This is a genomic window from Streptomyces sichuanensis (assembly GCF_020328095.1).
Lineage (GTDB): Bacteria > Actinomycetota > Actinomycetes > Streptomycetales > Streptomycetaceae > Streptomyces > Streptomyces cinnamoneus.
In genome coordinates this window covers 1-26708 of the sequence record NZ_JAIXMK010000104.1, presented here as the reverse complement: position 1 = coordinate 26708, position 26708 = coordinate 1, and the positions used below count along the sequence as shown (strand labels likewise).

Annotated in this window: 24 protein-coding genes; 13 read left to right on the top strand and 11 right to left on the bottom strand. The window is 71.3% G+C overall.

The annotated features are described in order from the left end of the window. On the bottom strand, positions 1–1134 hold a 1134-nt coding region (locus LE181_RS24950; protein WP_308103358.1), incomplete at its 3' end, for an RING finger family 4 domain-containing protein. Positions 1135–1392: 258 nt separating this feature from the next. On the opposite strand from LE181_RS24950, the gene LE181_RS24945 reads away from it, so the two are divergent. Beyond that, positions 1393–2295, top strand: coding sequence for a sterol desaturase family protein (locus LE181_RS24945; protein WP_225663738.1), 903 nt, complete (start codon positions 1393–1395; stop codon positions 2293–2295). Further along, positions 2292–3029, top strand: a complete 738-nt coding sequence (locus tag LE181_RS24940; RefSeq protein ID WP_225663737.1) for a lysoplasmalogenase — start codon at positions 2292–2294, stop codon at positions 3027–3029. The genes LE181_RS24945 and LE181_RS24940 overlap by 4 nt, the downstream gene beginning before the upstream one ends. Here the strand turns inward: LE181_RS24940 and LE181_RS24935 are convergent. Further along, positions 2990–4537 carry a S8 family serine peptidase gene (locus tag LE181_RS24935; RefSeq protein ID WP_225663736.1) on the bottom strand — a complete coding sequence of 516 codons (1548 nt, stop codon included), beginning with the start codon at positions 4535–4537 and terminating at the stop codon, positions 2990–2992. The two genes, LE181_RS24940 and LE181_RS24935, sit on opposite strands and share 40 nt — an antisense overlap. 598 nt (positions 4538–5135) lie before the next feature. Here LE181_RS24935 and LE181_RS24930 point away from each other — a divergent pair. From LE181_RS24930 to moaA, 3 genes are all read left to right on the top strand, one after another. Beyond that, positions 5136–5453, top strand: coding sequence for a DUF485 domain-containing protein (locus LE181_RS24930; RefSeq protein ID WP_225663739.1), 318 nt, complete (start codon positions 5136–5138; stop codon positions 5451–5453). Next, on the top strand, positions 5450–7096 hold the full coding sequence (locus LE181_RS24925) for a monocarboxylic acid transporter (RefSeq protein ID WP_225663735.1): 1647 nt from the start codon (positions 5450–5452) through the stop codon (positions 7094–7096). Before LE181_RS24930 ends, LE181_RS24925 begins: the two co-directional genes overlap by 4 nt. Before the next feature lie 83 nt (positions 7097–7179). Further along, the gene (gene moaA, locus LE181_RS24920) at positions 7180–8169 is read left to right on the top strand and encodes a GTP 3',8-cyclase MoaA (protein WP_225663734.1); all 990 of its coding nucleotides are present in this window, start codon (positions 7180–7182) and stop codon (positions 8167–8169) included. 53 nt (positions 8170–8222) lie between these two features. Here moaA and LE181_RS24915 read toward each other — a convergent pair whose 3' ends face one another. After that, positions 8223–8450, bottom strand: coding sequence for a hypothetical protein (locus tag LE181_RS24915; protein WP_225663733.1), 228 nt, complete (start codon positions 8448–8450; stop codon positions 8223–8225). A 226-nt stretch (positions 8451–8676) separates the two neighbouring features. After that, on the bottom strand, positions 8677–9051 hold the full coding sequence (locus LE181_RS24910) for a DUF3099 domain-containing protein (protein WP_225663732.1): 375 nt from the start codon (positions 9049–9051) through the stop codon (positions 8677–8679). A 221-nt stretch (positions 9052–9272) separates the two neighbouring features. Here LE181_RS24910 and LE181_RS24905 point away from each other — a divergent pair, with 221 nt between their 5' ends. Next, the gene (locus LE181_RS24905) at positions 9273–9554 is read left to right on the top strand and encodes a GlsB/YeaQ/YmgE family stress response membrane protein (protein ID WP_225663731.1); all 282 of its coding nucleotides are present in this window, start codon (positions 9273–9275) and stop codon (positions 9552–9554) included. Between the two features lie 101 nt (positions 9555–9655). Here the strand turns inward: LE181_RS24905 and tyrS are convergent, their stop codons facing one another. The 5 genes from tyrS to LE181_RS24880 all read right to left on the bottom strand — a co-directional run bounded on the left by tyrS (position 9656) and on the right by LE181_RS24880 (position 17501). Continuing rightward, positions 9656–11059, bottom strand: a complete 1404-nt coding sequence (gene tyrS / locus LE181_RS24900) for a tyrosine--tRNA ligase (RefSeq protein WP_225663730.1) — start codon at positions 11057–11059, stop codon at positions 9656–9658. Between the two features lie 76 nt (positions 11060–11135). Beyond that, entirely contained in the window at positions 11136–12539 is a 1404-nt protein-coding gene (locus LE181_RS24895; protein WP_225663729.1) for a metallopeptidase TldD-related protein, read from the bottom strand. A gap of 96 nt (positions 12540–12635) precedes the next feature. Next, positions 12636–15164, bottom strand: a complete 2529-nt coding sequence (locus LE181_RS24890) for a DUF6185 family protein (RefSeq protein ID WP_225663728.1) — start codon at positions 15162–15164, stop codon at positions 12636–12638. 32 nt (positions 15165–15196) lie between these two features. Then, positions 15197–15577 carry a hypothetical protein gene (locus LE181_RS24885; RefSeq protein WP_225663727.1) on the bottom strand — a complete coding sequence of 127 codons (381 nt, stop codon included), beginning with the start codon at positions 15575–15577 and terminating at the stop codon, positions 15197–15199. 391 nt (positions 15578–15968) lie between these two features. Beyond that, entirely contained in the window at positions 15969–17501 is a 1533-nt protein-coding gene (locus LE181_RS24880) for a TldD/PmbA family protein (protein WP_225663726.1), read from the bottom strand. Positions 17502–17700: 199 nt separating this feature from the next. Here LE181_RS24880 and fabG point away from each other — a divergent pair, with 199 nt between their 5' ends. The 6 genes from fabG to LE181_RS24855 all read left to right on the top strand — a co-directional run bounded on the left by fabG (position 17701) and on the right by LE181_RS24855 (position 20880). Further along, on the top strand, positions 17701–18405 hold the full coding sequence (gene fabG / locus LE181_RS24875) for a 3-oxoacyl-[acyl-carrier-protein] reductase (protein ID WP_225663725.1): 705 nt from the start codon (positions 17701–17703) through the stop codon (positions 18403–18405). 5 nt (positions 18406–18410) lie between these two features. Further along, positions 18411–19181 (top strand): enoyl-ACP reductase FabI, encoded by a 771-nt coding sequence (gene fabI, locus LE181_RS24870; protein ID WP_225663724.1) that lies wholly within the window; start codon positions 18411–18413, stop codon positions 19179–19181. Between the two features lie 136 nt (positions 19182–19317). Next, positions 19318–19656 (top strand): hypothetical protein, encoded by a 339-nt coding sequence (locus tag LE181_RS24865; RefSeq protein WP_225663723.1) that lies wholly within the window; start codon positions 19318–19320, stop codon positions 19654–19656. A 33-nt stretch (positions 19657–19689) separates the two neighbouring features. Next, positions 19690–19806: an SGM_5486 family transporter-associated protein gene (locus tag LE181_RS32285; RefSeq protein ID WP_263869375.1), complete on the top strand. Its 117-nt coding sequence runs from the start codon at positions 19690–19692 to the stop codon at positions 19804–19806. Positions 19807–20050: 244 nt separating this feature from the next. Beyond that, the gene (locus LE181_RS24860; RefSeq protein ID WP_225663722.1) at positions 20051–20272 is read left to right on the top strand and encodes a hypothetical protein; all 222 of its coding nucleotides are present in this window, start codon (positions 20051–20053) and stop codon (positions 20270–20272) included. An 89-nt stretch (positions 20273–20361) separates the two neighbouring features. Next, positions 20362–20880 carry a SixA phosphatase family protein gene (locus tag LE181_RS24855; protein ID WP_225663721.1) on the top strand — a complete coding sequence of 173 codons (519 nt, stop codon included), beginning with the start codon at positions 20362–20364 and terminating at the stop codon, positions 20878–20880. Between the two features lie 57 nt (positions 20881–20937). On the opposite strand, the gene serB is transcribed toward LE181_RS24855, so the two are convergent. Both serB and LE181_RS24845 read right to left on the bottom strand, forming a co-directional pair. Next, complete coding sequence (gene serB / locus LE181_RS24850) at positions 20938–22170, bottom strand: phosphoserine phosphatase SerB (protein WP_225663720.1); 1233 nt, start codon at positions 22168–22170, stop codon at positions 20938–20940. A 58-nt stretch (positions 22171–22228) separates the two neighbouring features. After that, complete coding sequence (locus tag LE181_RS24845; RefSeq protein ID WP_225663719.1) at positions 22229–23887, bottom strand: streptophobe family protein; 1659 nt, start codon at positions 23885–23887, stop codon at positions 22229–22231. 253 nt (positions 23888–24140) lie between these two features. On the opposite strand from LE181_RS24845, the gene LE181_RS24840 reads away from it, so the two are divergent. Continuing rightward, on the top strand, positions 24141–26702 hold the full coding sequence (locus tag LE181_RS24840; RefSeq protein ID WP_443742925.1) for an ABC transporter ATP-binding protein/permease: 2562 nt from the start codon (positions 24141–24143) through the stop codon (positions 26700–26702). The last annotated feature ends 6 nt before the right edge of the window (positions 26703–26708 follow it).

Sequence of the window (26708 nt, the reverse complement as noted above, 5' to 3'; positions counted from 1 at the left end):
CGTGCGCCGCAGGGCCTCGCCCAGCGCCCCGGGCGCGGCCGCATCCGTGCCGCGCAGCGCGGCGAAGGCCAGCGCCGCGCGCGGGTGCCGCGCGTGGTGTTCGAACGGGTGCAGGACCTCCGCCGCGCGCTTCCACGCCGCCGGATGCCGCCGCAGGTCCTCGACGAGCGCGGACACCTCGAACCCGTCGAGCACGCACAGCAGTTCGCGCCGCAGGGCGCGCGGCACGCTGCGCAGACGCGGCACCGTCAGCAGGTCCGCCTCGCCGCCGGACCACACGCACAGCAGCCGCAGCACGTCCGTGGCCGTCGTCAGCAACTGCGGCAGCCGCTCCCGCACGGCCGCGGCCGCGTCGGGGCCGCCGTCGCGGAGCACGGTGCCCAGCACCAGCGCCTTGGTCGCGCGCACGGGCACCTCGGCGGGCAGCCAGCCGAGCCCGCCCGGTACGGCGTGCGCCAGCAGCACCGCGACGTCCTCGCGGTCCTGGGGCGAGAGCGGGGTGGGCCGTGCCAGCAGACCGGCCAGCTCGGCACCGGCGTCCTGCGTGCGCGAGGCGCCGAGGACCAGCAGCCGCAGCGGCCCGCCCGGCAGGCTGCGCTCCCCGGCGCCGGCCGGGCGCGCGGGACGCAGGAACGGCTCCGACCGGTCGATGCGGCGGTGGCACAGCGGGCAGCCCGCGTAGTCCGCGCCGTCCCAGCAGGAACGGCACACCAGATGCGCGCACGGCGAGACGGGGTGCACGACGCCGTGCGTGCCGCACAGCACGCACGGCTGCTCCGGCCGCTGCAGCAACAGGGCGAACACGCGGTCCACGTACAGCGCGGACGCGTCCTCGGGCACGGAGTGCGGGAAGCCGCGGAACAGCGGCATGTGCGTACGGTCCGCCCCCAGCTGTGCGTCGATCGCACGCAGCAGCCCGCGCCCGGAATCGGCGAGGGCCTCCGCCCCCGCGGCGGCCAGGGCGGTGCGCAGCGGCTCGGTCAGCGCGTGCCCGCGGTCGAGCAACTCCGCTTCCAGGGCGGTGAGTCCGGCCGCCACTTGGGCATCGAGGACCCCGGAGGGCGGGGCGGCCGGCTCGTGGTCGACGTAGACCGTCCGGGCGCGGCGGAGCAGCACGGAGTGCAGTGTGGACACGACGGATTCCCCCTGAGAAAACAGCGAGCGGGGGCGGAGAGTGGGCGCGCTGGTTTCATAGAAGAACGAGAAGGAAGCACACCGCGGAGCCGCCCCCGCACCGCGATTCTAAGGAGAGGGCATCCGGGCAGGCCACGGGTTTTCCGGGCCGCCCGCGGGGCCTCGGTGCCCCCGCCACCGAACTCGGGGTAACCGACTTCGGTACCCGGGGGTAACAACCCCTAGCGGCACCCCCGTCGGCGCCCTTATGGTGCGGCCATGCCGCACCTCCCCGATGTCGTGTTGTGGTCAGTCCCCGCCTTCGTCCTGCTCACTGCCGTGGAGATGGTCAGCTACCGGCTGCGCCCCGACGACCATGCCGAGGGCTACGCGGCCAAGGACGCGGCCACCAGCATCGGCATGGGCCTGGGCAGCCTGGTCTTCGACGCCCTCTGGAAGATCCCCATCGTCGCGGTCTACACCGCCCTGTACGAGCTGACGCCACTGCGCGTGCCCGTCCTGTGGTGGACGCTGCCGCCGATGCTCCTCGCGCAGGACTTCTTCTACTACTGGTCGCACCGCGGCCACCACGTCGTACGGATCCTGTGGGCGTGCCACGTGGTGCACCACTCCAGCCGCAAGTTCAACTTCACGACCGCCCTGCGCCAGCCGTGGACGTCGCTCACGGTCTGGCCGTTCTACGTGCCGATGGTCGCGGCCGGCGTGCACCCTGCGGCGGTGGCGTTCTGCTCGTCGGTCAACCTCGTCTACCAGTTCTGGGTGCACACCGAGCGCATCGGCAGGCTGCCGCGGCCGGTGGAGTACGTCCTGAACACCCCCTCGCACCACCGCGTCCACCACGCCTCGCAGGGCGGCTACCTGGACCGCAACTTCGGCGGCATCCTCATCGTCTGGGACCGGCTGTTCGGCTCGTTCGTCGCCGAGCGCGAACGCCCCGTCTACGGCCTGACGAAGAACATCGACACCCACAACCCGCTGCGCGTCGCCACCCACGAGTACGCCGCCATCGGCCGCGACCTCAAGGCGGCGCACACCTGGCGGGAGCGGGCCGGGCGCGTCTTCCGCGGGCCGGGCTGGAAGCCGCAGGCCGCGGAGCCCCCGGCGCCGTCGGCGGGCGGTCCGGCCGGGAGCGCCGCGGGTCTGCCGGAGCGGGTCGCGTGAGAACGGCCCGCGCGGCACGCACCGCCCGGGCGGTGCTCGCGGCGTTCGCCGCGGCCGCGGCGGCCCACCTGGCCGCCCTCCTCGCGGACGTCCCGCAGCTCGCCCACGCCACCAAGCCCGCCCTGATGCCGCTGCTGGCCGCGTACGTCCTCGCCCGCGGCGGACCGCGGCTGCTCGCCGCGGCACTGCTGTTCGGCTGCGGCGGCGACACCGCGCTCCAGGCCGGCGGTGACGTCGTCTTCCTGCTGGGCATGGGGTCGTTCGCGGCCGGCCACGTCTGCTACCTGCTGCTCTTCGCCCGGCACGGCGGCGCGGGCGCGGCCCGTACGTACCGGCCGGCCGCCGGTTACGCCGTCGTCTGGCTGGTCACGGTGGTCCTGCTGTGGCCCGGACTGGAGCCGGGGCTGCGGGTGCCCGTCGTCCTCTACAGCGCGCTGCTGACGGCGATGGCGCTGGGCGCGACGCGGACCGCGGCGTGGCGGGCCGTGGCCGGCGGGGCGCTGTTCCTGCTGTCGGACACGCTCATCGCCAGCGGGCTCGCCGGGTGGCCGCAGGCCCCCGCACCCCAGCTGTGGATCATGCTGACGTACCTGGCCGCCCAGAGCCTGCTGGTCTTCGGGGTCCTCGGGTGCGACGGTGGAGGGGGAGGGACCGGGCAGCAGCCACCCGGCCCCTCCACGGGCCGGCGGCCGGGTCAGTCCTGGACCGCCGCCAGAGCGTCCACGATGCCGTAGCCGTAGAAGCTGTTCACGTGCTTCGTGCCGGTGCAGGCGGCCTTCCAGCTACCCTTCCCGTCCGGGTCGTAGGCCGTGGTGGGGCAGCCCGGGTTCTTCGCCTGCGCCTTGAGGAGCCACTGGATCTCCTGCGGGCTGGACTTCGGGTGGGCGCTCTTCAGCAGCGCCGCCACGCCCGCCACGTGCGGGCCGGCCATCGAGGTGCCCTGCAGGTAGGCCCAGTCGCCGCCCGGCATGGTGGACAGGATGCGGCCGTCCTTGGCCGGCAGCTCCGGCACCTGGTACGTGTCGCCGCCGGGGGCCGCGACGTCGATCGCGTCCTTGCCGTAGTTGGAGTAGAACGACTTCTGGGAGTTCACGCCGGTGGCCGCGACGGTGACGACGCCGGGCAGCTGCGCCGGCACGTCCAGGCACTTCTTCGGGTCCACCTTCCGCGGCCCCGGGGTGCTGTCGTTCGGGCTGGAGGCGTCGGTGATCTCCTTGGCCGCCAGGTCGAAGTTGGAGTTGCCCGCGGAGGCGACGTTGACGACGCCCTTGTCCTGGGCGTACTTCGAGGCCCGGCCGACCGCGTCGGCTATCGCCTTCTGGTCGGCGTTGTCCGGGCAGTTGAACATCCACGGGTCGACGTAGTAGCTGTTGTTCGTCACCGCGGCGCCGTGGTCGGCAGCGAAGACGAAGGCGCAGACGACGCTCTCCGCGTAGAAGAAGCTGTCCTTCGGCGTGCTCACCTTGATGCCGGAGACCTTCACGCCCGGGGCGACACCGGCCACGCCGACGCCGTTGCGGGCCGCGGCTATGGAACCGGCCACGTGCGTGCCGTGGTAGTCCTCGGCCGGGTCGAACGGCCGCCAGGCGCCGGGGGTGGTGTCGGCCTTGCCGGAGACGCAGCTGGCGGACTGGCCCGCGGCGAAGTTCGGGGCGAGGTCGGGGTGGGTGTCGTCCACGCCGGTGTCTATGACGGCGACGGTGACGTTCCTGCTGCCCGGGTTGACCTTCGCGGCCTTGTCGGCGCCGATGGCGCCGATGTCCCACTGCAGGCCCTCCAGCGGCTCCTTGCCGGTGCCGGCCGAGGCGGCCAGGGAACGCGCGCCCTCCTTGGACAGCTTCAGCTTCTCCGGCTTGCCGTAGTCGGTCGTCGCCGCGGACTTCAGCGGGGCGGTACGGGTGGCACCCGCCGACTCCACGCCGGGCAACGCCCGCAGGGTCTTCGCGAACTCGGGGTTCTTCGCGTGCGCGACGATCACGCCGATCTTGTCGTAGGAGACCACGACGGTGCCACCGGCCTGCTTCACGGCCTTCTTCACCTTCGCCAGCGTGGCCCGGTCGGTGCGCGTGTTCACCACGTACGACAGCTGCGGGCCGTCCGTCGTCACGGCGGCCTTCGGGGCGGCGCCGTCCTGGCCGGCCGCCGAGGCGGCACCGGGCAGGAAGCCGAGGGAAGCGGTGAGGGCCAGTCCGACGGGGGCCGCCAGCAGGGCGTGCCGCCGTCTGGAGCGCAGACGATCCATGGGTCCTCCACATCATCCGGAAATCCGCCCGGCCGCACAGGTGTGCGTGGGCGGGTGCATGACGAGTGAAGCTATCGCCGATCATGGCGCCGGGCAATGAATTCCCCCGGAAACCTGGGGGAGTACGGCATCGTTGTCCCTGACGACGTCCCGTCAGCCGGGGCGGCGGGACGGCGCACCCGGCCCGCGCAGTGCCCCGATGCTCAGCGGCGGCAGCACCAGCTGTGGTCCGTACCAGCGGACCGCCGCGGGAAGGACCGCAGGCCGGCCCGGGGTCACGGCCGGCAGCGGAGCCGTCAACCTGACGCTCCCGAAGGGGCGACGGCCGGGGGACGGCGGCGGGGAGGCCGGGGCAGTGCTCACACCAGGCTCAACGAGGCCGCGCCCGGGCGGTTTTGCCCGCCGCGGCCACCACTGCGACATTCGGTGAACCGCCCCCTGTCGCATACTGCGGTGTCGCTCTACGATGCGTGATCCGAGTCACAGGCTTGGCTCGCGCCCCCGCATTCACTTGTCAGGAGAGACCGTGGACTCAGAAGAGGCCGTGGGAACGACACCGTCCACAGCCGAGGGGCCCGACGAGCCCGTCCGCCCCGCCATCCCCGCTCAGCCCGGCAGCTTCACCGACATGCAGACGAGCGCGGAGTTCGGCGAACTGCGCCGCGCACACCGCTCCTTCGCCTTCCCGCTCACCCTCGCCTTCGTCAGCTGGTACCTGCTCTACGTCCTGCTCTCCAACTACGCCGGCGGGTTCATGGACACCATCGTCGTCGGCAACATCAACATCGCCCTGGTCTTCGGCCTCGCGCAGTTCCTCACCACCTTCCTCATCGCCTGGTGGTACGCCAAGCACGCCGAGGCCAGGATCGACCCGAAGGCCGAGGCCCTCAAGGCCCGTATGGAGGCAGGGGAATGAGCCCGAGCACCGCCCTGGCGGGCGCCACCGCCCACCCGCTGGCCGCCGGAGGCGCCGGCGACCACCGCACCCTGATCATCAGCCTCTTCTCCGTCTTCGTCGCCATCACCCTCGGCATCACCGTCTGGGCCGGCCGGCAGACCAAGGACGCCACCGACTTCTACGCCGGCGGCCGCTCCTTCACCGGCTTCCAGAACGGCCTGGCGATCTCCGGCGACTACATGTCCGCCGCCTCCTTCCTCGGCATCGCCGGCGCCATCTCCCTCTTCGGCTACGACGGCTTCCTCTACTCCATCGGATTCCTCGTCGCCTGGCTGGTCGCCCTGCTGCTCGTCGCCGAGCCGCTGCGCAACTCCGGCCGCTTCACCATGGCCGACGTGCTCGCCTACCGCCTCAAGCAGCGCCCCGTGCGCACCGCCGCCGGCACCTCCACGATCGTCGTCTCGATCTTCTACCTGCTCGCCCAGATGGTCGGCGCGGGCGCCCTGGTGGCCCTGCTCCTCGGCGCCACCGGTGAGGGCTCGCGGCGCTGGATCATCCTCCTCGTGGGTCTGGTGATGGTCCTCTACGTGACCATCGGCGGCATGAAGGGCACCACCTGGGTGCAGATCGTCAAGGCCGTCCTGCTCATCGTGGGCACCCTGCTGATCACCGTCCTGGTGCTCAGCAAGTTCCACTGGAACCTCTCCACCCTGCTCGGGCGCGCCGCCGAGGAGAGCGGCAAGGGCCGCGCCTTCCTGGAGCCGGGCCTGCAGTACGGCAAGGACGGGACCTCCAAGCTCAACTTCATCTCGCTCGGCCTCGCGCTCGTCCTCGGCACCGCCGGGCTCCCGCACATCCTCATCCGCTTCTACACCGTGCCCACCGCCCGGGCCGCCCGGAAGTCGGTGAACTGGGCCATCGGCATCATCGGCGCCTTCTACCTGATGACCATCGCGCTCGGCTTCGGCGCCGCGGCCCTGGTCGGCCCCAAGGCGATCATCGCCTCCAACGAGTCCGGCAACACCGCAGCACCGCTGCTCGCCCAGGAGGTCGGCGGCGGCGCCGGCTCCACCGGCGGCGCGATCCTGCTCGCCGTGATCTCCGCGGTCGCCTTCGCCACCATCCTCGCCGTCGTCGCGGGCCTGACCCTCGCCTCCTCCGCCTCGTTCGCCCACGACCTGTGGGCCAACGTCATCCGCAAGGGGAGGACCAGCGAGAAGGAGGAGATCCTCACCGCCAAGTGCGCCGCCGTCGTCATCGGGGCGATCTCCATCGCGCTGGGCATCTTCGCCCACCGGCTCAACGCCGCCGCCCTGGTCGCCCTCGCCTTCGCCGTCGCCGCCTCGGCCAACCTGCCGACGATCCTCTACAGCCTCTTCTGGAAGCGCTTCACCACCCGCGGCGCCCTGTGGTCGATCTACGGCGGACTGATCTCCTCCGTCACCCTCGTGATCATCTCCCCGGTCGTCTCCGGCAACCCGAAGGCGCTCTTCCCTGGCCTGAGCTTCGACTACTTCCCGCTCGGCAACCCGGGCCTGGTCTCCATCCCGCTCGGCTTCCTGCTCGGCTGGGCCGGATCCCTGCTCTCCAAGGAGGCCCCGGACGAGCAGAAGTACGCCGAACTCGAAGTCCGCGCCCTCACCGGCTACGGGGCGCACTGACGCCCGTACGGCCCCTTCCGCGGACGATCGCGTACGCTGCGACGAAGCGAAGTACGTCTTCAGTCCGCGGGAGGGGCCGCACCGTGCTCACCGACACCTACGGCCGCGTCGCCACGGACCTGCGCGTCTCCCTGACCGACCGCTGCAACCTCCGCTGCACCTACTGCATGCCGGAGGAGGGCCTGCAGTGGCTCGCCAAGCCGGACCTGCTCACCGACGACGAGATCGTCCGCCTCGTGCGCGTGGCCGTCACCCTCCTCGGCGTCACCGAGGTCCGCTTCACCGGCGGTGAACCCCTGCTGCGCCCCGGCCTCGTCGGCATCGTCGAGCGCTGCGCCGCCCTCGCCCCCCGCCCCCGGCTGTCGCTGACCACCAACGGCATAGGGCTGGCCCGCACCGCCCGGGCCCTGAAGGACGCCGGCCTCGACCGCGTCAACGTCTCCCTCGACACCCTGCGCCCCGACGTCTTCGCCGCCCTGACCCGCCGCAAGCGCCACCAGGACGTCCTGGACGGCCTGGCCGCCGCCCGCGCCGCCGGGCTCACCCCCGTCAAGGTCAACGCCGTGCTGATGCCCGGCCACAACGACGACGAGGCACCCGACCTGCTCGCCTGGGCCGTGGAGAACGACTACGAACTGCGCTTCATCGAGCAGATGCCACTGGACGCCCAGCACGGCTGGCAGCGTGACGGCATGATCACCGCCGAGGCGATCCTCGCGAGCCTGCGCACCCGCTTCACCCTCACCCCCGAGGGGGAGGACGAGCGCGGCTCCGCCCCGGCCGAGCGGTGGCTCGTCGACGGCGGCCCGGCCCGCGTCGGCGTCATCGGCTCGGTCACCCGGCCCTTCTGCGCCGCCTGCGACCGCACCCGGCTCACCGCCGACGGGCAGATACGCACCTGCCTGTTCGCCACCGAGGAGAGCGACCTGCGCGGGGCGCTGCGCTCCGGGGCCGGGGACGCGGAGATCGCCCGGCTGTGGCAGCGGGCCATGCGGGGCAAGAAGGCGGGGTCGGGCCTCGACGACCCGTCGTTCCTGCAGCCCGCCCGCCCCATGTCGGCCATCGGCGGCTGAGGGCCGGACGGCCGGTCGCGCGCCGGGCGGCCGGCCGACGCGGGGAGGGGCGGTCACGTCCCGGAGGAGGACGCCTCCCACTCCTCCAGCGTCACCACGTCCTTGAGGAAACCGCGCAGGCCGAGGAAGTTGGACAGGTGTTCGCGGTGCTCGTCGCAGGCGAGCCAGGTCTTGCGGCGCTCGGGGGTGTGCAGCTTCGGGTTGTTCCACGCCAGCACCCACACCGCGGCGGCGCGGCAGCCCTTGGCGGAGCAGATCACGGCATTCTCGGGGGAGTTCACCCCTCAGACTCTACGGCCACCCGGGATCCGGGCCCGCGGACACGGCGACGCCGGGCAGCCACGGGGGGAGCCGCCCGGCGTCGGTCTGTCGCTCCGACGGGGGATGCGGAGCGCCTACGAAGTATGTCACGGGGTGCCCGGCCCGGGGCACCGAACCAGATGATTGATCTGAGGTTTTCTTGAGCTTGTCACACCGTTCCCCGGCTGCCCGGGCGGAACCGGAGGATCAGCCGTGGTCGCGCTCTTGATCCCGTCGAGGGGCCCGGCCGGCTTCCGGGACGGGTTCCGCGCCGCCCCCCGCCGGGCCGGTCGTCAGCATGGGACGGGTCGGCGCCGGCACGAACGTACCCGGCAGCGAAGGGGCGTTCTCCCGGCCCGCGTTGGCGATGACGACGGCCACGTAGGGCAGCAGCGCACCCAGGACCAGCGTGCCGATCGCCACGTAGCGCTCGATGTTCCACAGGATCACGGTCAGCACCACGGACAGCGTGCGGATCCCCATCGAGATGACGTAGCGGCGCTGACGCCCGCGCACGTCCTCCGCCAGGCCCTGGCGGGCCCCGGTGATCCGGAAGACCTCCGTGCCACCCAGCTTCCGCATCACGTTCCACCACCCGACTGCCGCGCCGACGCCCCTCGGGCCCGTACGCAGTCAACGTTACGCCGCACCCTCGCCGCGTACGAGACCGGGGCGCCCCGGTCTGGCTCGCAGGCAGGCGCCCGACGTGCGCATACGGCGTACGGTCCGGTCCGACGTGCGCCGTAGTGGCCACGGGCCCAGAATGGCGGAGCACGCCACATCGCTCCGTAGGAGGAGGCGGCATGAACTGGTTGTGGGCAATCGTCGTCGGCCTGGTGCTGGGCCTGATCGCCAAGGCCATTCTGCCGGGCAAGCAGCAGGTCCCGCTCTGGCTCACGATCATTCTCGGCATGCTCGGTGCCCTGCTCGGCAACTGGGCGGCGGAGGCGCTGGGCGTCGAGCACACCAAGGGCATCGACTGGATCCGCCACCTCCTGCAGCTGGCGGGCGCGGTGATCCTCGTCGCCATCGGCGACCGGCTGTGGGTCGGGATCCGGGGCAAGAAGAAGCACAGGACCACCTGAGGCGGCCGACGGAAAGAGGCGGCCGGCGCGCAGGATGCGCACCGGCCGCCCCGGGGAGCAGCGGATCCGTTACGGATCGCGTCCGTTAGCGGTTCCGTCCGTTACAGACCGCGCAGCTCGGCGATCTTGCGGCCGGCCTTGAGGTAGACCCCGGTCACCTCGCGCCCGGCCAGCAGCTCCCGCGCCACCTCGCCCAGCGGGCGGATCGCGTCGGCCTCGGGCAGCACCACGGCGTCCTGGCCGTCGGTGCCCTGGAAGACCAGGCGCAGGCCGTTCTGCTTGGCGACCCGGCGGGCGGCGGAGGCGCTCGGCTGGAAGCCCAGCACCTTGCTCAGCACGGCCGTGGCCGGCTCCTCGCCGTGCTCGGCCAGGTCCACCACCGGGGTCTCCACGTCGGAGAAGGACTTCTTCGAGAACTGCGCGACGAAGCCCGCGCGCGCCGCCATCGCCGCCTCCACGCCGTACAGCGCGGCCACGACCTCACCCGCGAGGACCTTCTTGAGGTCCATCGGGTGCAGCGACTTCTCCTCGATGCGGCCCAGGACCAGCGCGACCTCCGCGTCCGTCCACTCCGTCCACGCCTTGAGGTAGGGCTCCATCAGCCGGTCCGGCACCGACATGATCTTGCCGAAGACGTCGTCGGCGGGCGCGGACAGGCCCACGTAGTTGCCCTTGGACTTGGACATCTTCGCGCCCGTGCCGTCGGTGCCCTCGATCAGCGGCATGGTGACGACCAGCTGCGGCTTCTGACCGTGCACCTCCATGAGCTTGCGGCCCATCTGGAGGTTCAGCAGCTGGTCCGCGCCGCCCAGCTCCACGTCGCAGTTCAGCGCCACGGAGTCCAGGGCCTGGGCGATGGGGTAGAGCATCTCCGTCATCGTCAGGCCGGAGCCGGTCGCCAGACGGTTGCGGAAGTCCTCGCGCTGCAGCAGCTGCGAGACCGGCACCTGCGCGAGGACGCCCAGCAGCTCCGGGAAGGTGTAGCCGGCCAGCCACTCGCTGTTCTGGACGAAGCGGACCTTCTCGAAGTCGAAGAACGGCCGGACCTGCTCGCGGTAGCCCGCGAGGTTGGCGGCGATGTCCTCGTCCGTCAGCGGCGGGCGCTCCGCCGTGCGGCCCGTCGGGTCGCCGATCTTGGCCGTGAAGTCACCGATCAGCAGGGTGACGTCGTGGCCCATGCGCTGGAAGCGGCTGAGGATGATCACCGGGACGGCGTGCCCGAGGTGCACGTCCGCGGCCGTCGGGTCGATGCCCAGCTTGAGGTGCAGGCCCTTGCCCTCGGCACGGCGTGCCTCGATGCGCTCGGCCAGCTTGGTCACCGCGGGCAGCACCTCGACCGTGCGCGCGGCGATCAGCTCGGCCTGCTCCTTCGCCGACAGGTCCGTCAGGTCCAGATAGCGCCGCGCCTTGGTCTCCGTGAGCAGCTGCTCCACGGTCGAGTCGGTGGAGAGGTCCTGCGCCAGCAGTGCGCTGGCGCGCGCGACGGAGTCGCCGAGGCGTGTCATCGTGACGTTCCTGTGGTGGTTGACGGACAGCGGACAGACCGAGTCTATTTGCTCGGCGCAACCGATTTCGCGCCGGTCACACGCCCTGACTGACCGAGCTCATGTTGAAGTCCGGAATCCGCAGGGCCGGCATCGCGGCACGGGTGAAGTAGTCGCCCCACTCGCGCGGCAGCGTCGGCTCGGTGCGCCCCGCCTCACTGGCCCGCGACAGCAGGCTCACCGGGGACTCGTTGAAGCGGAAGTTGTTGACCTCGGCGACGACCTCCCCCTTCTCGACGAGGTAGACGCCGTCCCGGGTCAGCCCCGTCAGCAGCAGCGACGCGGGATCCACCTCGCGGATGTACCACAGGCAGGTCAGCAGCAGCGCCGGCCCGTCGTGCCCGCTCGCGGCCACCATCTCCGCCAGCGACTGCGTACCGCCCCCCTCCAGGATCAGGTTGTCCGTGTACGGGGTCACCGGCAGCCCCGTCAGCCCGGCGCTGTGCCGCGTGGTGAGCAGGTGCTCCAGCACGCCGTCGCGGATCCAGTGCGTGGCGGCCAGCGGCAGGCCGTTGTCGAACACCGACGCGTCGTCGCCGGAGCTGCCCGTCAGCACGAACGGCGCGCACTCCAGGCCCGGAGCGTGCGGGTCGCTGCGCAGCGACAGCGGCAGCTGCGAGAGCTTCTCCCCGACCCGGGTGCCGCCGCCGGCCTTCGAGAAGACCGTGCGGCCCTCGGCCGCGTCCCGGGCCGCCGCCGACCACTGCTGGTAGACCAGCAGATCGCCCACGGCGGTCGGCGGCAGCAGCGTCTCGTACCGCCCGGCGGGCAGCTCGGTCCTCCGCTGCGCCCACACCAGCCGCTGGGCCAGCTCGGCGTCCATCGCCCCCGGGTCCACATCGGTGAAGTCCCGGGTGGCCCGCCCGGCCCACGCCGAGCGCGTACGGTCCGGGCTCTTGGCGTTCAGCTCCAGCGCGCCGGTGGGCTGGTCGTGGCGCAGCCGCAGCCCGGTGGAGGTGCCCAGGTAGCTGGAGACCACCTCGTGGCGGGCGAAGCCGTACAGCTCCCGCCCGGCGGAGCGGGCCCGTGCGAAGGACTCGCCCAGCGCGGGCGCGAAGGAGTCGAAGACGGCGGAGGAGGTCTCGGCGGGCGCGTCCGTGAAGTGCGGCGACTGCGGCACCCCCGCCACCAGCGGCTGGGCGTCCTCGGCGGGCCCCGCCTCCCGCGCGGCGGCCTCCGCCGCCCGCACCAGCGGCTCCAGCTCGGCGGCGGTCACCGCCGACCGCGACACCACCCCCGAGGCGGTGCCCTCGGAGCCGTCCACGGTCGCGATGACGGTGACGTCCCGGCCGCGGGTGACGCCGTTGGTGGTCAGCGCGTTGCCGGCCCAGCGGAGGTTGGCGGTGGAGTGCTCGCTCGCGATGACGACGCAGCCGTCGGCCCGCGAGAGAGCGAGGGCGCGCTCGACGATCTCGTGCGGCTTGTTCGTACGTGGGCTCATCGACCGGCCTCCTGCGTGGTGTCCCCTACGGGTCGCGTCAGAGCCTACTGAGCGTACGGAGCGTGGGCGGTCGGGCCGGGGCGCGGGGGTCGGCGGTCACTTCGACGCAGTGACGATTTGGTACCAGATCCCCACCACAGCCACTGCCTGCCCCATCAGGAAGGCGATCTGCCCGGAAAGGCCATGCACCTGGTAGACCGATGTGAGCAAGCCGAGGCGCTTCGTCCAGTAGTGCCGTTCATGGCGGAACGTGTCCGTGTCCACCCACATGCTCGTCAGCGTCAGGACCATGAGCATCAGAACGACGCTCATGACCTCCTCGCCCAGTGCGATGAGGCTGATGTCGAGGTTGGTCGCGGCAACCAAGCCGATGGGGACGAGCCAGGCGATGAACAGGTTGAAGGCCCGCGTCGGGCCACGCTCTCCGGGAAGTACGCGCCACAACGCGCCCAGGACCAGTCCTGCCCCGGCGAAGCAGATCTCCTGTGCCAGGAACTTCCCGACGGTATCCGGAATGCCTGTGGGCTGGCTGAGTGTGAATGTCCAGTGCCTGGCGCCGTAAGCGTTCTCGTACCAGGCGGTGACCATGCTCGGGAGGATTCCGAAGACGGCGGCCCAGCGCGCAGCGTTGAGGGCGTTGTCCCACCAGTGGTGTTTCGGTCCCCAGCTGAGGGCGACATCGACCACGGAGACGGGGTCGGGCAGGCAGTCGTGGTGACATGCGGAGGGTCGCCAGTGGTGCAGCGCATGGAGCTGGTTCTCCAGACTCCGCCTTGTGGTGCCCTCTTCGCGCCCGTGATCAACGAGGTGCAGCCGGTGGAGCAGGCCCCGGCAACGGCGGGCGTCTTCCATCAGCTTCCTGTGACCCGACTCGGTACTGAGTTCCGCTACGACGCAATGTGTCTCTGTTTCTCTGTCGACGCGGCTCAGCACGGACGCTCTACGCCCTACCAGCACCATGACGTAGAGGGCGAGCATGTTCAGAGGCAGCCACAATCCGTACACTTCCGCCGAGCTTCCTGCAAAGCGCGGGCCCCTCAAGGCCACAACGATGGCGAATACGCCGATCACCGGCAGCAGGTGAACCCCCTTCGGCTCAAGGGGCGTTTCTGGTCGCGAGGTGTTGTGGAGAAGCGCTACGAGCGCGATTCCCGTCAAAATCCATGTGTAGGCATATGCCCATTGGGGGCCCATGGCTGCGAAATCCGCCAACTGTCGGCCCAGGATGATTCTGTGGTCGGCCCCGAGAACGGTGCTTGCTTCTCCCATCCAGTTGGCGCGTTTCCATCCGCTTTCGAAGGAGAGCGCCTGGAAGGCCACCACCAGGATTGCGACTGCAGCGAGCGTGACCCCGGTGGCAACGATGCGACGGAGGGGATGCCTGTGTTCGCCCCTGTCCGCCGGATTGGTTCCGGACGGGGATTCGCCCAGCCTTCCCTCTCGTGCAAAACGCCAAGCCCAGGAAGCCATGGCGGTCAGCCACAGCCACAGCATGGACACATCCAGTACGGCCAGCGCCGCAATCCCCGAAGCTGGGGACGGGGAATTCGGTGTCAGGTTCGGCGGAAGGCCGAACAGATGAGGGGCTAGGACCACCAGCAACCCGATCGCCGCCGCTGCCGCTGCGGAGGTGATCACCACGGCCTTGCGTCTCTTCAATTCTTTCTGGCTGTCTCCCGGTCCCTGTTTCAGGGACAGCCACGGTCGCGCGAGGAGGACGAGGGCGAATCCTGATGAGATCCCGATGAGGGCGCGCCATGGATTTACGCTGGGAGAAGGGTGAAGGAGCAGCAAAAGTGTCAGCCCGAGGGCTGCGCTCATCCCCGCCCATTGCAGAACTGTCCGGGCCACAACTCTTGAATTGGCAGTCTTGGAGCTGCCATTGGGCTTCTTGTTGTCGGAACCGAGGAATGGCCATGCTGACCAAGCGATCACGATCGAGGCACAGACCCACCAGGAGAGGACGCCCAGCGAACCGATCCAGGTGAAGCGGGAGCTCAACCCCAGGGCAAGGTTCTTCGGCGGCACTACTTTGACGCCGCTCAGGGCCGTACGCCCGTTCCAGACGCGACTCTCCCTTTCAGTGCTCGACGCGGCGGGGGCATCGCTGATCTTCAGGCTGCCCGGATCGACCTGGACCTTCTGCCACGAGGCGTTGACCAGGGCGCCGGGCGAGCGGAAGTCCACTGCCCAGTCCTTGTCCCGTTGAACGGTGACCGTCCAAGGGCCCACTTCGAATACACCGACGGAACTGAGCAGATTCCATGACTCGTAAGGTGCGGTGATCAGGCCGTCCTTCTTGCTCGCCCGGGAAACATTGGATCGCCATTCCGGACGCTGTGCACCTGTCGCGCGCGACGTGTTGGTGCTGCGCAGCAGGCAGTGCAGAGCATTTTGGTACTTTGGGGTGCCCGGACTGAGCGTCAGATCGTTGGCGAACTCCCACTGCGTTTCCGGCACCTTGATGTTGGTTACCTGCCGCACCTCGACGAATTCCGGGTTCTGGTGGATGAAGCGAAGTTCGGAATCAACACTGACCTGCTGGGCGCGGAGATTCCCGCACGTCATCGCCCCGACGGCGTGTGCCGGTACGGCCTGCGCCGCCCACCACCCGAACGTCGCCACGACGAGCGCGATGCACCGCCAGGCCCGGCAGGTCATTGCCGGGGCGGGCATCCGCTGTAGGGGTCACACACCAGGACGACTTCGTAGGGGTCGCCGGCGAACTCGGCGCGGCGCGAGTGGTGGACGCCGGGGAGGAAGCGCCACTGGGAGGGCTTCTTGTGCTGGGTGCGGCTCGCCTTCTCGACGCCGAGGTGGAGGGTGCGCGCCTCCATGTCGGTCGTCTCGACCAGGATCTCGTCCGCGGCCACAGGGAAATGGCCGTGCAGCAGGCACAGGCCGAAGCGGTCCACGTTGCCGTGCTTCTCCAGGACCGCGATCAGGTCCTGGACGAATTCGGCGTCCCGCGGTCCGAGGGGCTCGGCCTCCTCGAACCGCGGAAGCTCCGGCGTCGGCTTGACGTTCTCAGTGCTCATGGGTCATCTCCACGCGGATCACTCACGGTATCGACTCGATCACCGTAGGTTTCCGCATGGAGGCCCGCAACAGGAAGTGAAGCTTTGCGGTGACCGCTGGCCTAGTGGCAGATGAGGAGACTCAGACCGCTGTCGTCCTCGATGCTCGCGCCGAAGGCAAGCCGCTCCTCATCACTCAGCGCCGGGTCCAGTACTTGCAGGTCGAGAAGCACCATGTTCCGCCCCCAATCACCTACGCCCTCAAGGGGGCCTTCCGGCCAAGGCCCCCCTCCATGCTCACCGTGGCGCATTCCCCGGCCCAGACGCGCACCCCGGCCGGTTGAGGCACTGATCCGCGCCTCGGCGCGAGCCACGAACACAAGCCGCTGCGCCGAGCCCGAACGAGGGCCCCTCAGGCGCCCCCCGCCTCGGCCGTGGTGTTCAGGATGTTCACGCCCCGGAACAGCGCCGACGGGCACCCGTGCGACACCGCCGCGACCTGCCCCGGCTGGGCCTTTCCGCAGTTGAAGGCGCCTCCGAGGACATACGTCTGAGGTCCTCCCACCGCCTCCATGGAGCCCCAGAACTCCGGAGTGATCCCCTGGTAGGCAACGTCCCGCAGCTGGCCCGCAAGCCGTCCGTTCTTGATCGCGTATGCCCTCTGCTGCGTGAACTGGAAGTTGTAGCGCTGCATGTCGATCGACCACGAGCGGTCGCCGACCACATAGATGCCGTCGTCCACGCCCGAGATCAGCTCCTCCGTCGACGGGCCGTCCGGCGCCGGCTGCAGGGAGACGTTCGCCATCCGCTGGACGGGCACGTGCGAGGGCGAGTCGGCGTACGCGCAGCCGTTGGAGCGGCCGAGGCCCGTCAGCCGGGCGATCCGGCGGTCGGTCTGGTAGCCCACGAGCACGCCGTCGCGGACCAGGTCCCAGGACTGGGCGGCCACGCCCTCGTCGTCGAAGCCGACGGTCGACAGGCCGTGCTCGGCGGTCCGGTCACCGGTCACGTTCATGATCTTCGAGCCGTACTTCAGCGAGCCCAGCAGATCGGGCGTCGCGAAGGAGGTGCCCGCGTACGCGGCCTCGTAGCCCAGCGCCCGGTCGAGCTCGGTGGCGTGACCGATGGACTCATGGATCGTCAGCCACAGGTTGGAGGGGTCCACCACCACGTCGTACGAGCCCGCCGCCACGCTCGGCGCCCGCATCTTCTCGGCCAGCAGCGAGGGCATCTCCGCCAGCTCCGCGTCCCAGTCCCAGGCGCCGTCGGCACCCGTCAGGTACTCCCAGCCGCGCCCCACCGGCGGGGCGAGGGTGCGCATCGAGTCGAAGCCGCCCGTGGCGTCGTCCACCGCGAACGCCGTCAGCTGCGGGTGCAGCCGGACGCGCTGCTGCGTGGTCGTCGTCCCCGCCGAGTCCGCGTAGAACTTGTTCTCGTGGACCGTCGTCAGCGACGCGTCCACGTGCGCGACGCCCTCCGCGCCCAGCAGCCGCTCGCTCCACTCGCCGAGCAGCCCCGTCTTCTCGGCGTCCGGGACCGTGAAGGGGTCGACGGCGTACGACGACACCCACGTCCGGTCCGCGTGCACCGGCTCCTCGGCCAGCTCCACCCTCTCGTCGGAGCCGGCGGCGGCGATGACCTTGGCCGACAGCTTCGCCATCGCCACCGCCTGCGAGGCCACCCGGGCCGCGGCGTCCATCGTCAGGTCCACCCCGGAGGCGAATCCCCACGTGCCGCCGTGCACGACCCGGACCGCGTACCCCAGGTCCGTGGCGTCCGACGAGCCCGCCGGCCGGGCGTCCCGCAGCCGCCAGGACGCGCTGCGCACCCGCTCGAAGCGGAAGTCCGCGTGCGCGGCGCCCAGCGCCCGCGCCCGTGCGAGGGCCGCGTCGGCCAGTTGGCGCAAGGGCAGCGCCAGGAATGACGGATCGATCTCATGCGGCACGGTCCACTCTCCCTCTCGGTCTGTGTCCGCAGTGAAGCATGCCCTCCCCGGGCGGTTCGCCGGGCCGTTCCGGACCGGCTTCTGTAGAGATCCAACAGTGACTGCGGGCCGCCCCTGTCGCAGCTCGATTGTCTCTTCGGTGACCTCTACCGATACGTTTCGGTGTATCCAGCACCACCTAAAACGGAAGGGTGATCCTTTGAGCCGCTCGGTTCTCGTCACCGGAGGAAACCGGGGCATCGGCCTCGCTATCGCCCGCGCGTTCGCCGAGGCGGGCGACAAGGTCGCCATCACCTACCGCTCGGGCGAGCCGCCCGCCGGCTTCCTCGCCGTGAAGTGCGACATCACCGACCCGGAGCAGGTCGAGCAGGCGTACAAGGAGATCGAGGAGAAGCACGGCGCGGTCGAGGTGCTGGTGGCCAACGCCGGCGTCACCCGTGACCAGCTGCTGCTGCGCATGTCCGAGGAGGACTTCACCTCGGTGGTGGAGACCAACCTCACCGGCACCTTCCGGGTCGTCAAGCGCGCCTCGAAGGGGATGCTGCGCGCCCGCAAGGGCCGCGTGGTGCTGATCTCCTCGGTCGTCGGCCTGATGGGCTCGCCCGGCCAGGCGAACTACGCCGCCTCCAAGGCCGGCCTCGTCGGCTTCGCCCGCTCCCTCGCCCGTGAGCTGGGCTCCCGCAACATCACCGTCAACGTCGTCGCGCCCGGCTTCGTGGACACCGACATGACCCGTGTGCTCACCGACGAGCAGCGCGCGGGCATCGTCGGCAACGTCCCGCTGGGCCGCTACGCGCAGCCCGAGGAGATCGCCGCCTCGGTCCGCTTCCTCGCCTCCGAGGACGCCGCATACATCACCGGAGCCGTCATTCCTGTCGACGGCGGAATGGGAATGGGTCACTGATCGCCATGAGTGGAATCCTCGCAGGCAAGCGCATCCTCGTCACGGGTGTCCTCACCGAGTCCTCGATCGCCTTCCAGGCGGCGAAGGTCGCCCAGAACGAGGGCGCCGAGGTCATCCTGACCGGCTTCGGCCGGCTCTCGCTCGTGGAGCGCATCGCCAAGCGGCTGCCCAAGCCGGCCCCGGTCATCGAGCTGGACGTCACCAACCAGGAGCACCTCGACGGGCTCGCCGGCAAGGTCCGCGAGCACCTCGGCGACGACGTGCCCCTCGACGGCATCGTGCACTCCATCGCCTTCGGCCCGCAGGGCGCCTTCAACTTCCTGGAGGGCACCTGGGAGGACGTCTCCACGGCCGTCCAGGTCTCGGCGTACTCCTACAAGTCGCTGACCATGGCCCTGCTGCCGCTGATGCGCGAGGGCGCCTCCGTCGTCGGCCTGACCTTCGACGCGCAGATCGCCTGGCCGAAGTACGACTGGATGGGCGTCGCCAAGGCCGCCCTGGAGTCCACCAACCGCTACCTCGCGCGCGACCTGGGCCCCAAGGGCATCCGCTGCAACCTGGTCTCCGCCGGCCCCCTCAAGTCGATGGCCGCCAAGTCCATCCCGGGCTTCGAGGAGCTCGCGGACGTGTGGAACCACCGCGCCCCCATCGGCTGGGACCTGACCGACCCGGAGCCGGCCGGCCGCGGCGTCGTCGGCCTGCTGTCGGACTTCTTCCCGCGCACCACGGGCGAGATCGTGCACGTCGACGGCGGCGTGCACATGATGGGCGCCTAGTACCCACCTCGCCGGACGGAGTCCGGCGCAGCCCTCCGATGCCCGTCCCGGACCCCCGGGGCGGGCATCGCGCGTTTCCCGGGTCGTGCGCTGCGCCGGCCGCCCGCACACTGGGGGCAGGGAGGAGGTGCGGGTCATGCGCTCCCCGATATGCCGTACGGCGGCGCTGCTGCTGGCGACCGCCGCTCTCTCCGCCGCGCCGGCGTCCGCCGCCGGGCTCGCCGGCCGCGGGGCGCCCGCGCCGCCGCGCGAGGCCGAGTGCCACACCCGCGTCCACGGCTCCCGCGCCACCACCCGCTGCTTCAACCCCAACGCCACCACCGACCGCGTCCAGCTGCACCTCGTCTGCGCCCGCTGGTGGGACCCCGCCATGGACACCGCGCCCGTCGCCGTCGGGCCCGCCCAGCAGGTCTCGCTCACCCAGCGCTGCTGGCTGGAGATACGCCGCGCCTGGGTGACCCATACGCCCGGTTGATGGCGGCCCGGGCGGGGGTGGGAGACTGTCCGCATGCCCGTGCTGGAAGAGAACCCCAAGAACGGCCAGAAGGCCCTGCTGACCATCCTCGGCGTGATGCTCGGCATCACCGTCGTCATCGCCGTGATCGCCACGATCGCCTCGCCCTGAGCCAGGGCCCCTGAGCCCGCGCTCTCCGTGCCCCTGAGTCCGTGCCCCTGAGTCCGTGCCCCTGAGCCCGCGCTCAAGGGCCGTCCTCGCGCCGGGCCGTGGTGGGGTTGTCCCCACCATCCCCTAGGGGGCCAGGGTCAGGGACGAGTGGGTGGGATACCGGATGGGCGGCGCGGTCCGCGCTCCGTAGGTTCGTAGTACACCGCGACGGCGCGGTGCACCGAACCGCTCGGAGGCGATCCCCATGTCCGCCGGAAAGCAGCCCCAGACCCCCGCCCGCACCCAGGCCGGGCCGCAGACCAGGCTGCCGTGGTGGGCGTGGGCGCTGCCCGCGGCCGCGTTCGTGGCGCTGTTCTCCCTGCTGTCGTCGCCCGCCAGGGCGGACAGCGGCACCCAGGCCGGCAACGGGCCGCTGACGCGGGTGGTGCAGCTCGTGCAGCATTCCGCCGGGCGTCTGGCGCCATGAGCACCCGCATGCGCGGGAGCGCCACCCGGCGGGGTCAAGCCTGCCAACACCCCGCGCCTCGCCGTGCGTTTCGTGCGAAGCTGGACGGCATGAGCTCCGATCCGACCCGCAGGATTATCATCCTCCGGCACGCCAAGGCCGAATGGTCCGACGTGGACGACCACGAGCGACCCCTCGCGGACCGCGGACGCAAGGACGCCCCGGTCTCCGGTCGCTGGCTCGCCGGTTCCGGCATCACCCCCGACCTGGCCCTCTGTTCGACCTCCGCCCGCACCCGGGAGACCTGGAAGCTCGCCGTCGCCGAGCTGCCCGAGCGTCCCCGGACGGTCTACGAGGAGCGGATGTACGAGGCGTCCCTCGGCGAGCTGATCGCCCTGCTCAACGAGGTCTCCGACGAGATGTCCGACGTGGTGCTCATCGGACACAACCCCGGGATGCACGCCCTGGCCGACGCCCTCGCCGGCGAGGCGGAGGGAGACCTGCTGCCCCGGATGAACCGTTCCGGCTTTCCGACCTCCGCGATCGCGGTGATCACCTTCACCGGCTCCTGGAAGACCGTGGAGCACGGAGTGGGCAGGCTCGTCGCCTTCTGGACCCCGCACGCCTGACCGCCGGCCGGGACGGGCGGCCTGCCGGCCCGTCCCCTGCCGGACGCTCCCGGGGGCTCACTCGTGGGTGTTGGCCGCCTCGACCTCTTCGCGCGTGACGCCCAGCAGGTACAGCACGGTGTCCAGGAACGGCACGTTCACCGCGGTGTGCGCGGCCTCCCGCACCACGGGCTTGGCGTTGAACGCGACGCCCAGCCCCGCGGCGTTGAGCATGTCCAGGTCGTTGGCGCCGTCGCCGACCGCCACCGTCTGCGCCAGTGGCACCCCGGCCTCCGCCGCGAACCGGCGCAGCAGCCGGGCCTTGCCCGCCCGGTCCACGATCTCCCCGGTGACCCGGCCGGTCAGCTTCCCGTCGACTATCTCCAGTGTGTTCGCCGACGCGAAGTCCAGCCCCAGCCGCTCCCGCAGATCGTCCGTCACCTGCGTGAAGCCGCCCGAGACCACACCCACCTGGAAGCCCAGCCGCTTCAGCGTCCTGATCAGGGTGCGGGCGCCCGGCGTCAGCCGCACCTCGGCCCGCACCTTCTCCACCACCGACGCGTCGAGCCCCGCCAGCAGCGCCACCCGCTCGTGCAGCGACGCCTCGAAGTCCAGTTCGCCCCGCATCGCCCGCGCGGTCACCTCGGCCACCTCGGCCTCACAGCCCGCATGGGCCGCGAACAGCTCGATGACCTCGTCCTGGATGAGCGTGGAGTCCACGTCCATCACCACCAGCCGCTGCGCCCGCCGCTGCAGACCGGCCGCCACGACGGCCACGTCCACGCCCAGCATCGCCGATTCGATGGCCAGTGCCGTGCGCAGCTTCTCCGTCTCCGTGCCCGACACGGCGAACTCCACGGCCGTCACGGGGTACTTGGCGAGCCGGAAGATGCGGTCGATGTTGCCGCCGGTGTCGGTGATGCACGCGGCGATGGCCGCCGTCGACTCGGCCGTCAGCGGGTGCCCCAGCACGGTGACGTGGGAACGTCCCGTGCCGCGGGGCCGGTTGTCGCCCCGGCCGGAGATGATCTCGGTCTGCAGGTGCATCGAGTCGGCCCAGCTGTGCACGGTGGCCCGCAGCTCGCCCTCGGTCACGGCGCCGCCCACGGGCGCGGTGACGAGCGCACACAGCGTGATCCGGCCCCGCGTGACGATCTGCTCGATGTCTATGACGTCCACGGCGTAGGCGGCGAGGGTGTCGAAGAGCCCGGCGGTGATGCCCGGCCGGTCCTTCCCGAAGATCTTGACGAGGAGGGTCGGGACATCGTCGCCGGTGGCAGGGGTGGCAGGCGGGATCTGCGATGCGCTCATGGTGGTCCTACGGTAGCGGTCCCCGTGGCCCGTCCGTACATGTGTCCTGGGCAACCACCTACCGCCGGCCCCCCGGCACGGGCGGCGGATCGTCCGGCGGCGGCACCGGCGAGGAGCCGTAGCGGTACCCGGACGGCCCCCGCGGCCGCCGCGGCGGCGGCACCGGACCCCGGCTCGTCTGCGTGGGCGCGCTGAAGGGGTCGCCCCCGGCCGGCCCCGCCGCCCCCGGCGGCCGCAGATACGGGTTGGTCTCCTCGTGCGCGGCCCGGTAATCCGGTGAGGGACGGTACGGCCCGGGCCGGTACGCCAGCTCCGGGTACGTTCGTCCATCCGGGTGCAGGCCCCGCGCGTACGGCGACGCCCGGCGGCCCGCCGCCCCCGTCGCACACGCCAGCAGCGCCCCGGCCGCACCGGCCCCGAAGCCCCACGCCGCGCCCAGGGCCGCCGCCCCCGGCACGCTGCCGCCCAGCTGCAGCCCGGCCCCCACCGCGTCGACGCCCAGCACCGACAGGCTCGCGCCCACCTCCACCCGCGTCGCCAGCACCAGCAGCGGCAGGGCCACCGCCCCGGCCGCCCCCAGCCACAGCCCGCACCGCCCGGCGAACGCCACCGGTCCTCCCTCGCCCCGCGGCGTCCGGGCCGCCGTGAGCACCCCGGCGGTCAGCATCAGCAGCGCACACGCCAGGGACAGCAGCCACACCAGCGGTTCCAGCTCGGCCAGCCGCGCCACCGTCACCGACTGCCCGGCATCGGCACGCAGCAGGGTGTCGAGGGGATGGGGCAGCACCTGCAGCAGTGATCCGCTCGCCGTACCCCGCAGCGGCACGAGCAGCCCCAGCGGAATCCCCAGCCACACGCCGTTCGGAGCCCCGAGCAGGGCCGCGCCCAGCACCCGCCGCGGATGGCCGTCCCCCGAGGCCGCCACCGCCGCCGCGGCGAGGCCGGCCGCGACGGCCAGCACCAGCACGGCGCGCAGGGCCGAGGCCGCCGGACGCACCGTCCGGTGCGCCGCCCGCCAGCGGCGGGGGAGCGGGGCCCGGCGGGCGGCCAGCAGCGTGATCAGCAGCACGGCGAGGACCCAGACCAGCCCGCCGAGCAGCGACGCCCCGGCCTGTACGGAGAAGCCGACGGACGCCTTGGCGTCGGCGAGGCCTGCGATCCGCTCCGGCAGACCGCCGCCGATGTCCCCGATGTCCCCCAGGCCGGGGATCTCCAGGCCGGGCCCCTTGCCGCCGGAGGCCGCCGGGCTCCCGAGGCCCAGCCCGCCGCCGTCGATGGTGACCGTCGACGACCCCGCCCAGGCGAGCCCGCCGAGCAGCAGCAGGAACAGGACGGCCACCGCACCCGCCCGCGCGACGAGCTCACGGCCGGGCACGGCCGCTCCCGAGCCGCGCAGGGACCGGGCGAAGACCCAGCCCAGCAGCAGTGCCCCCGTCAGACCCACACCCAGTGGCGCGATGTCGATGGTGGTGTGCGCCCCCGCGCCCGTCAGCCCGAATGCTTCGACCGAGCCCGAGGGAGTGATCGAGCCACCGACGGCCAGGACGACCACCGCGGCCGTCATCGGCCCCAGCGAGCCCGCCGCGTCCGCCCCCAGCAGGTGCAGGCCCAGCGCCGCGACCCCGGCCATCGCCAGGAAGGCCCAGCTCACGGCGGCCACTGCGGTAAGGAGCAGATCGGCGGCCAGCGCCGCACGCCTGCCACTGGTCATGGTCATCACGGCCCCCCCGATGCCTACCACGTGCCCGGATGCTCATGATCCGTACGCATCCATCGCATCTACGGGCGGTTACTACTGTCAGGGCGTGTTTCGCATCGGTCAACGGCGCCTGTTACAGGCCCGGTACACCTCCGCACCACTCCCGACTTTCGGTGGGGGGACTGCGCCTGAAATAGTTCCTCCCGATGTTCGCCATCCCTAGACTCCCCCGTGCAGGGGGCTCATCGGGGGACAAATAGTGGGGCATGGAGTGCCGGAACTCGTACTGGAATTGAACGGACAGACCTGGACGCTGGACCCGTCCCGGTCGTACACCCTGGGGCGCGACCCGCAGGGTGACATGGTGCTGGAGGACGCCCGGGTCTCCTGGCGGCACGCCACCCTCCGCTGGGGCGGCCGCAGCTGGGTCATCGAGGACCACGGCAGCACCAACGGCACGTACGTGCAGGGCCAGCGGATCCATCAGATGGAGATCGGCCCCGGTTCGGCCGTCCACCTGGGCAACGCGACGGACGGCCCGCGGCTGAATCTCTCCGGTGCCGCCGCCCCCGCCGCACCGGCCGCGGACCTCTACAACGCCCAGACCGCGTTCGCCGCGCCGCTGCAGCAGCAGGGCGGACAGCAGTACCAGCAGCCCGGCCACCCCGGCCAGCAGGCCGCCGGCCAGGGCTGGCCCGGGCAGCAGTACCAGCATCCCCCGCAGCAGCAGGGCTCCTGGCAGCAGCCGCAGGCCCAGCAGCCGTACGTCCCGCAGCAGGCCGCCCAGTCCCCGCAAGGGCCCGGCGGCGGCGCAGGCGCTCCGTCCGCCCACGGCGACGGGAGCCCGACCCGCTTCCACCAGATGGCCGTCGGCCGGGTGATGCGCATCGGTCGTGCGCTGGACAACGAGCTGGTCGTCTCCGACCTCCAGGTCTCCCGGCACCACGCCGAGTTCCGGGCCACCGCGGGCGGCTTCGAGATCGTCGACCTCGGCAGCCACAACGGCACCTACGTCAACGGTCAGCCGGTCCGCCAGCAGATCATCGGCCCCAACGACATCGTCGGTGTCGGTCACTCCACCTTCCGGCTGGTCGGCGACCGCCTCGAAGAGTTCGTCGACACCGGTGATGTCTCCTTCTCGGCCCGCCACCTCACCGTCACGGTCGACGGCGGCAAGCAGATCCTCAAGGACGTCTCCTTCGGCGTCCCCGAGAAGTCGCTGATCGCCGTCATCGGCCCCTCCGGCTCCGGAAAGTCCACCCTCCTCAAGGCGCTCACCGGCTACCGGCCCGCCAACGAGGGCGACGTCCTCTACGACAACCGGAACCTCTACAAGCAGTTCGCCGAGCTGCGCCAGCGCATCGGTCTGGTCCCGCAGGACGACATCCTGCACAAGGAGCTCACCGTCCGGAAGGCGCTGCGCTACGCGGCCAAGCTCCGCTTCCCCGGCGACACCGCGACCTCCGAGCGCGAGGCGCGCATCGAAGAGGTGCTGCGCGAGCTCAAGCTCGACATCCACAAGGACAAGAAGGTCACCGCCCTCTCCGGCGGCCAGCGCAAGCGCGTCTCGGTCGCCCTGGAGCTGCTGACCAAGCCGTCGCTGATCTTCCTGGACGAGCCCACCTCCGGCCTCGACCCGGGCATGGACCGCGACGTCATGCAGCTGCTGCGCGGCCTGGCCGACGACGGCCGCACGGTCCTGGTGGTCACCCACTCCGTCGCCGAGCTCGCCCTGTGCGACAAGCTGCTCGTCATGGCCCCCGGCGGCTCGGTGGCGTACTTCGGCCCGCCGGAGGAGGCGCTCAACTTCTTCGGTTACGAGACCTGGGCCGACGTCTTCTCGGCGTTCGAGAACTACCGCGACTACGACTGGTCGGGCCGCTGGAAGGGCTCGCAGCACTACCAGATGTACGCGGCCGACATCGACGCCGTCGCCCCGCAGTCCGTGCACGTCCAGCCGCAGATGGTCCGCCCGACGGTGCCGCAGAGCTGGGGCTCCCAGCTGTGGACGCTGATGCGCCGCTACTGCTCGGTCATCGCCTCCGACCGCGGCTTCATCGCCCTGATGCTGATCCTCCCGGCCGTCCTCGGCGGCGTGAGCACGGTGATCCCGTCCGACTTCGGGCTCGCCGCACCGGGCAAGGGGCACTTCAACCAGGACGCCGGCACGATCATGCTGATCCTCGCGGTCGGCGCGTGCTTCTCCGGCGCGGCCAACTCCGTCCGTGAGCTGATCAAGGAACGGGTGATCTACGAACGGGAGCGGGCCGTCGGCCTGTCCCGCTCGGCGTACCTGATGTCCAAGGTGATCGTCCTCGGCTTCATCACCGCCATCCAGGGCGTGATCATCTCGGCCATCGGCTTCTCCATCCGCAAGCTGCCGGCCGAGGGCCTGATCCTCAAGGCGCTGCCCGCCGCCGAGCTCTGCCTGGTCATCATCGCCCTGGGCTTCACCTCGATGATGATCGGCCTCGTCATCTCCTCGCTGGTCAAGACCGCCGAGAAGACGATGCCGCTGCTGGTGATGTTCGCGATCGTCCAGGTCGTCTTCACGGGCATCATGTTCAAGATCTACGACTCGCCGGGCATCGAGCAGTTCGCCTGGCTGATGCCCTCCCGCTGGGCCATCGGCGCCGCCGGTGCCACGCTGGACCTCTCGCACATCATGGCCCCGATGGACAAGGGCAACCCCAAGAACCTCGACCCGCTCTGGGAGCACACCGCCGCCGTCTGGGGCCTCGACATGGTCGTGCTGATCGCCATCGGCGTCGTCTGCGGCTTCGCGGTCGCGCGCCTGCTGCGCCGCCACGAGCCCGAGGTCATGCGCAAGTAGCGGGCC

Coding starts and splice junctions, on each gene's coding strand:
- LE181_RS24935 (WP_225663736.1), bottom strand. CDS start 4,537: ATGGATCGTCTGCGCTCCAGACGGCGGCACGCCCTGCTGGCGGCCCCC.
- serB (WP_225663720.1), bottom strand. CDS start 22,170: ATGAGCGCATCGCAGATCCCGCCTGCCACCCCTGCCACCGGCGACGAT.
- LE181_RS24885 (WP_225663727.1), bottom strand. CDS start 15,577: ATGAGCACTGAGAACGTCAAGCCGACGCCGGAGCTTCCGCGGTTCGAG.
- LE181_RS24905 (WP_225663731.1), top strand. CDS start 9,273: ATGAACTGGTTGTGGGCAATCGTCGTCGGCCTGGTGCTGGGCCTGATC.
- LE181_RS24855 (WP_225663721.1), top strand. CDS start 20,362: ATGAGCTCCGATCCGACCCGCAGGATTATCATCCTCCGGCACGCCAAG.
- LE181_RS24910 (WP_225663732.1), bottom strand. CDS start 9,051: ATGCGGAAGCTGGGTGGCACGGAGGTCTTCCGGATCACCGGGGCCCGC.
- LE181_RS24925 (WP_225663735.1), top strand. CDS start 5,450: ATGAGCCCGAGCACCGCCCTGGCGGGCGCCACCGCCCACCCGCTGGCC.
- LE181_RS24945 (WP_225663738.1), top strand. CDS start 1,393: ATGCCGCACCTCCCCGATGTCGTGTTGTGGTCAGTCCCCGCCTTCGTC.
- LE181_RS24845 (WP_225663719.1), bottom strand. CDS start 23,887: ATGACCATGACCAGTGGCAGGCGTGCGGCGCTGGCCGCCGATCTGCTC.
- tyrS (WP_225663730.1), bottom strand. CDS start 11,059: ATGACACGCCTCGGCGACTCCGTCGCGCGCGCCAGCGCACTGCTGGCG.
- LE181_RS24895 (WP_225663729.1), bottom strand. CDS start 12,539: ATGAGCCCACGTACGAACAAGCCGCACGAGATCGTCGAGCGCGCCCTC.
- LE181_RS24860 (WP_225663722.1), top strand. CDS start 20,051: ATGTCCGCCGGAAAGCAGCCCCAGACCCCCGCCCGCACCCAGGCCGGG.
- LE181_RS32285 (WP_263869375.1), top strand. CDS start 19,690: ATGCCCGTGCTGGAAGAGAACCCCAAGAACGGCCAGAAGGCCCTGCTG.
- LE181_RS24865 (WP_225663723.1), top strand. CDS start 19,318: ATGCGCTCCCCGATATGCCGTACGGCGGCGCTGCTGCTGGCGACCGCC.
- fabI (WP_225663724.1), top strand. CDS start 18,411: ATGAGTGGAATCCTCGCAGGCAAGCGCATCCTCGTCACGGGTGTCCTC.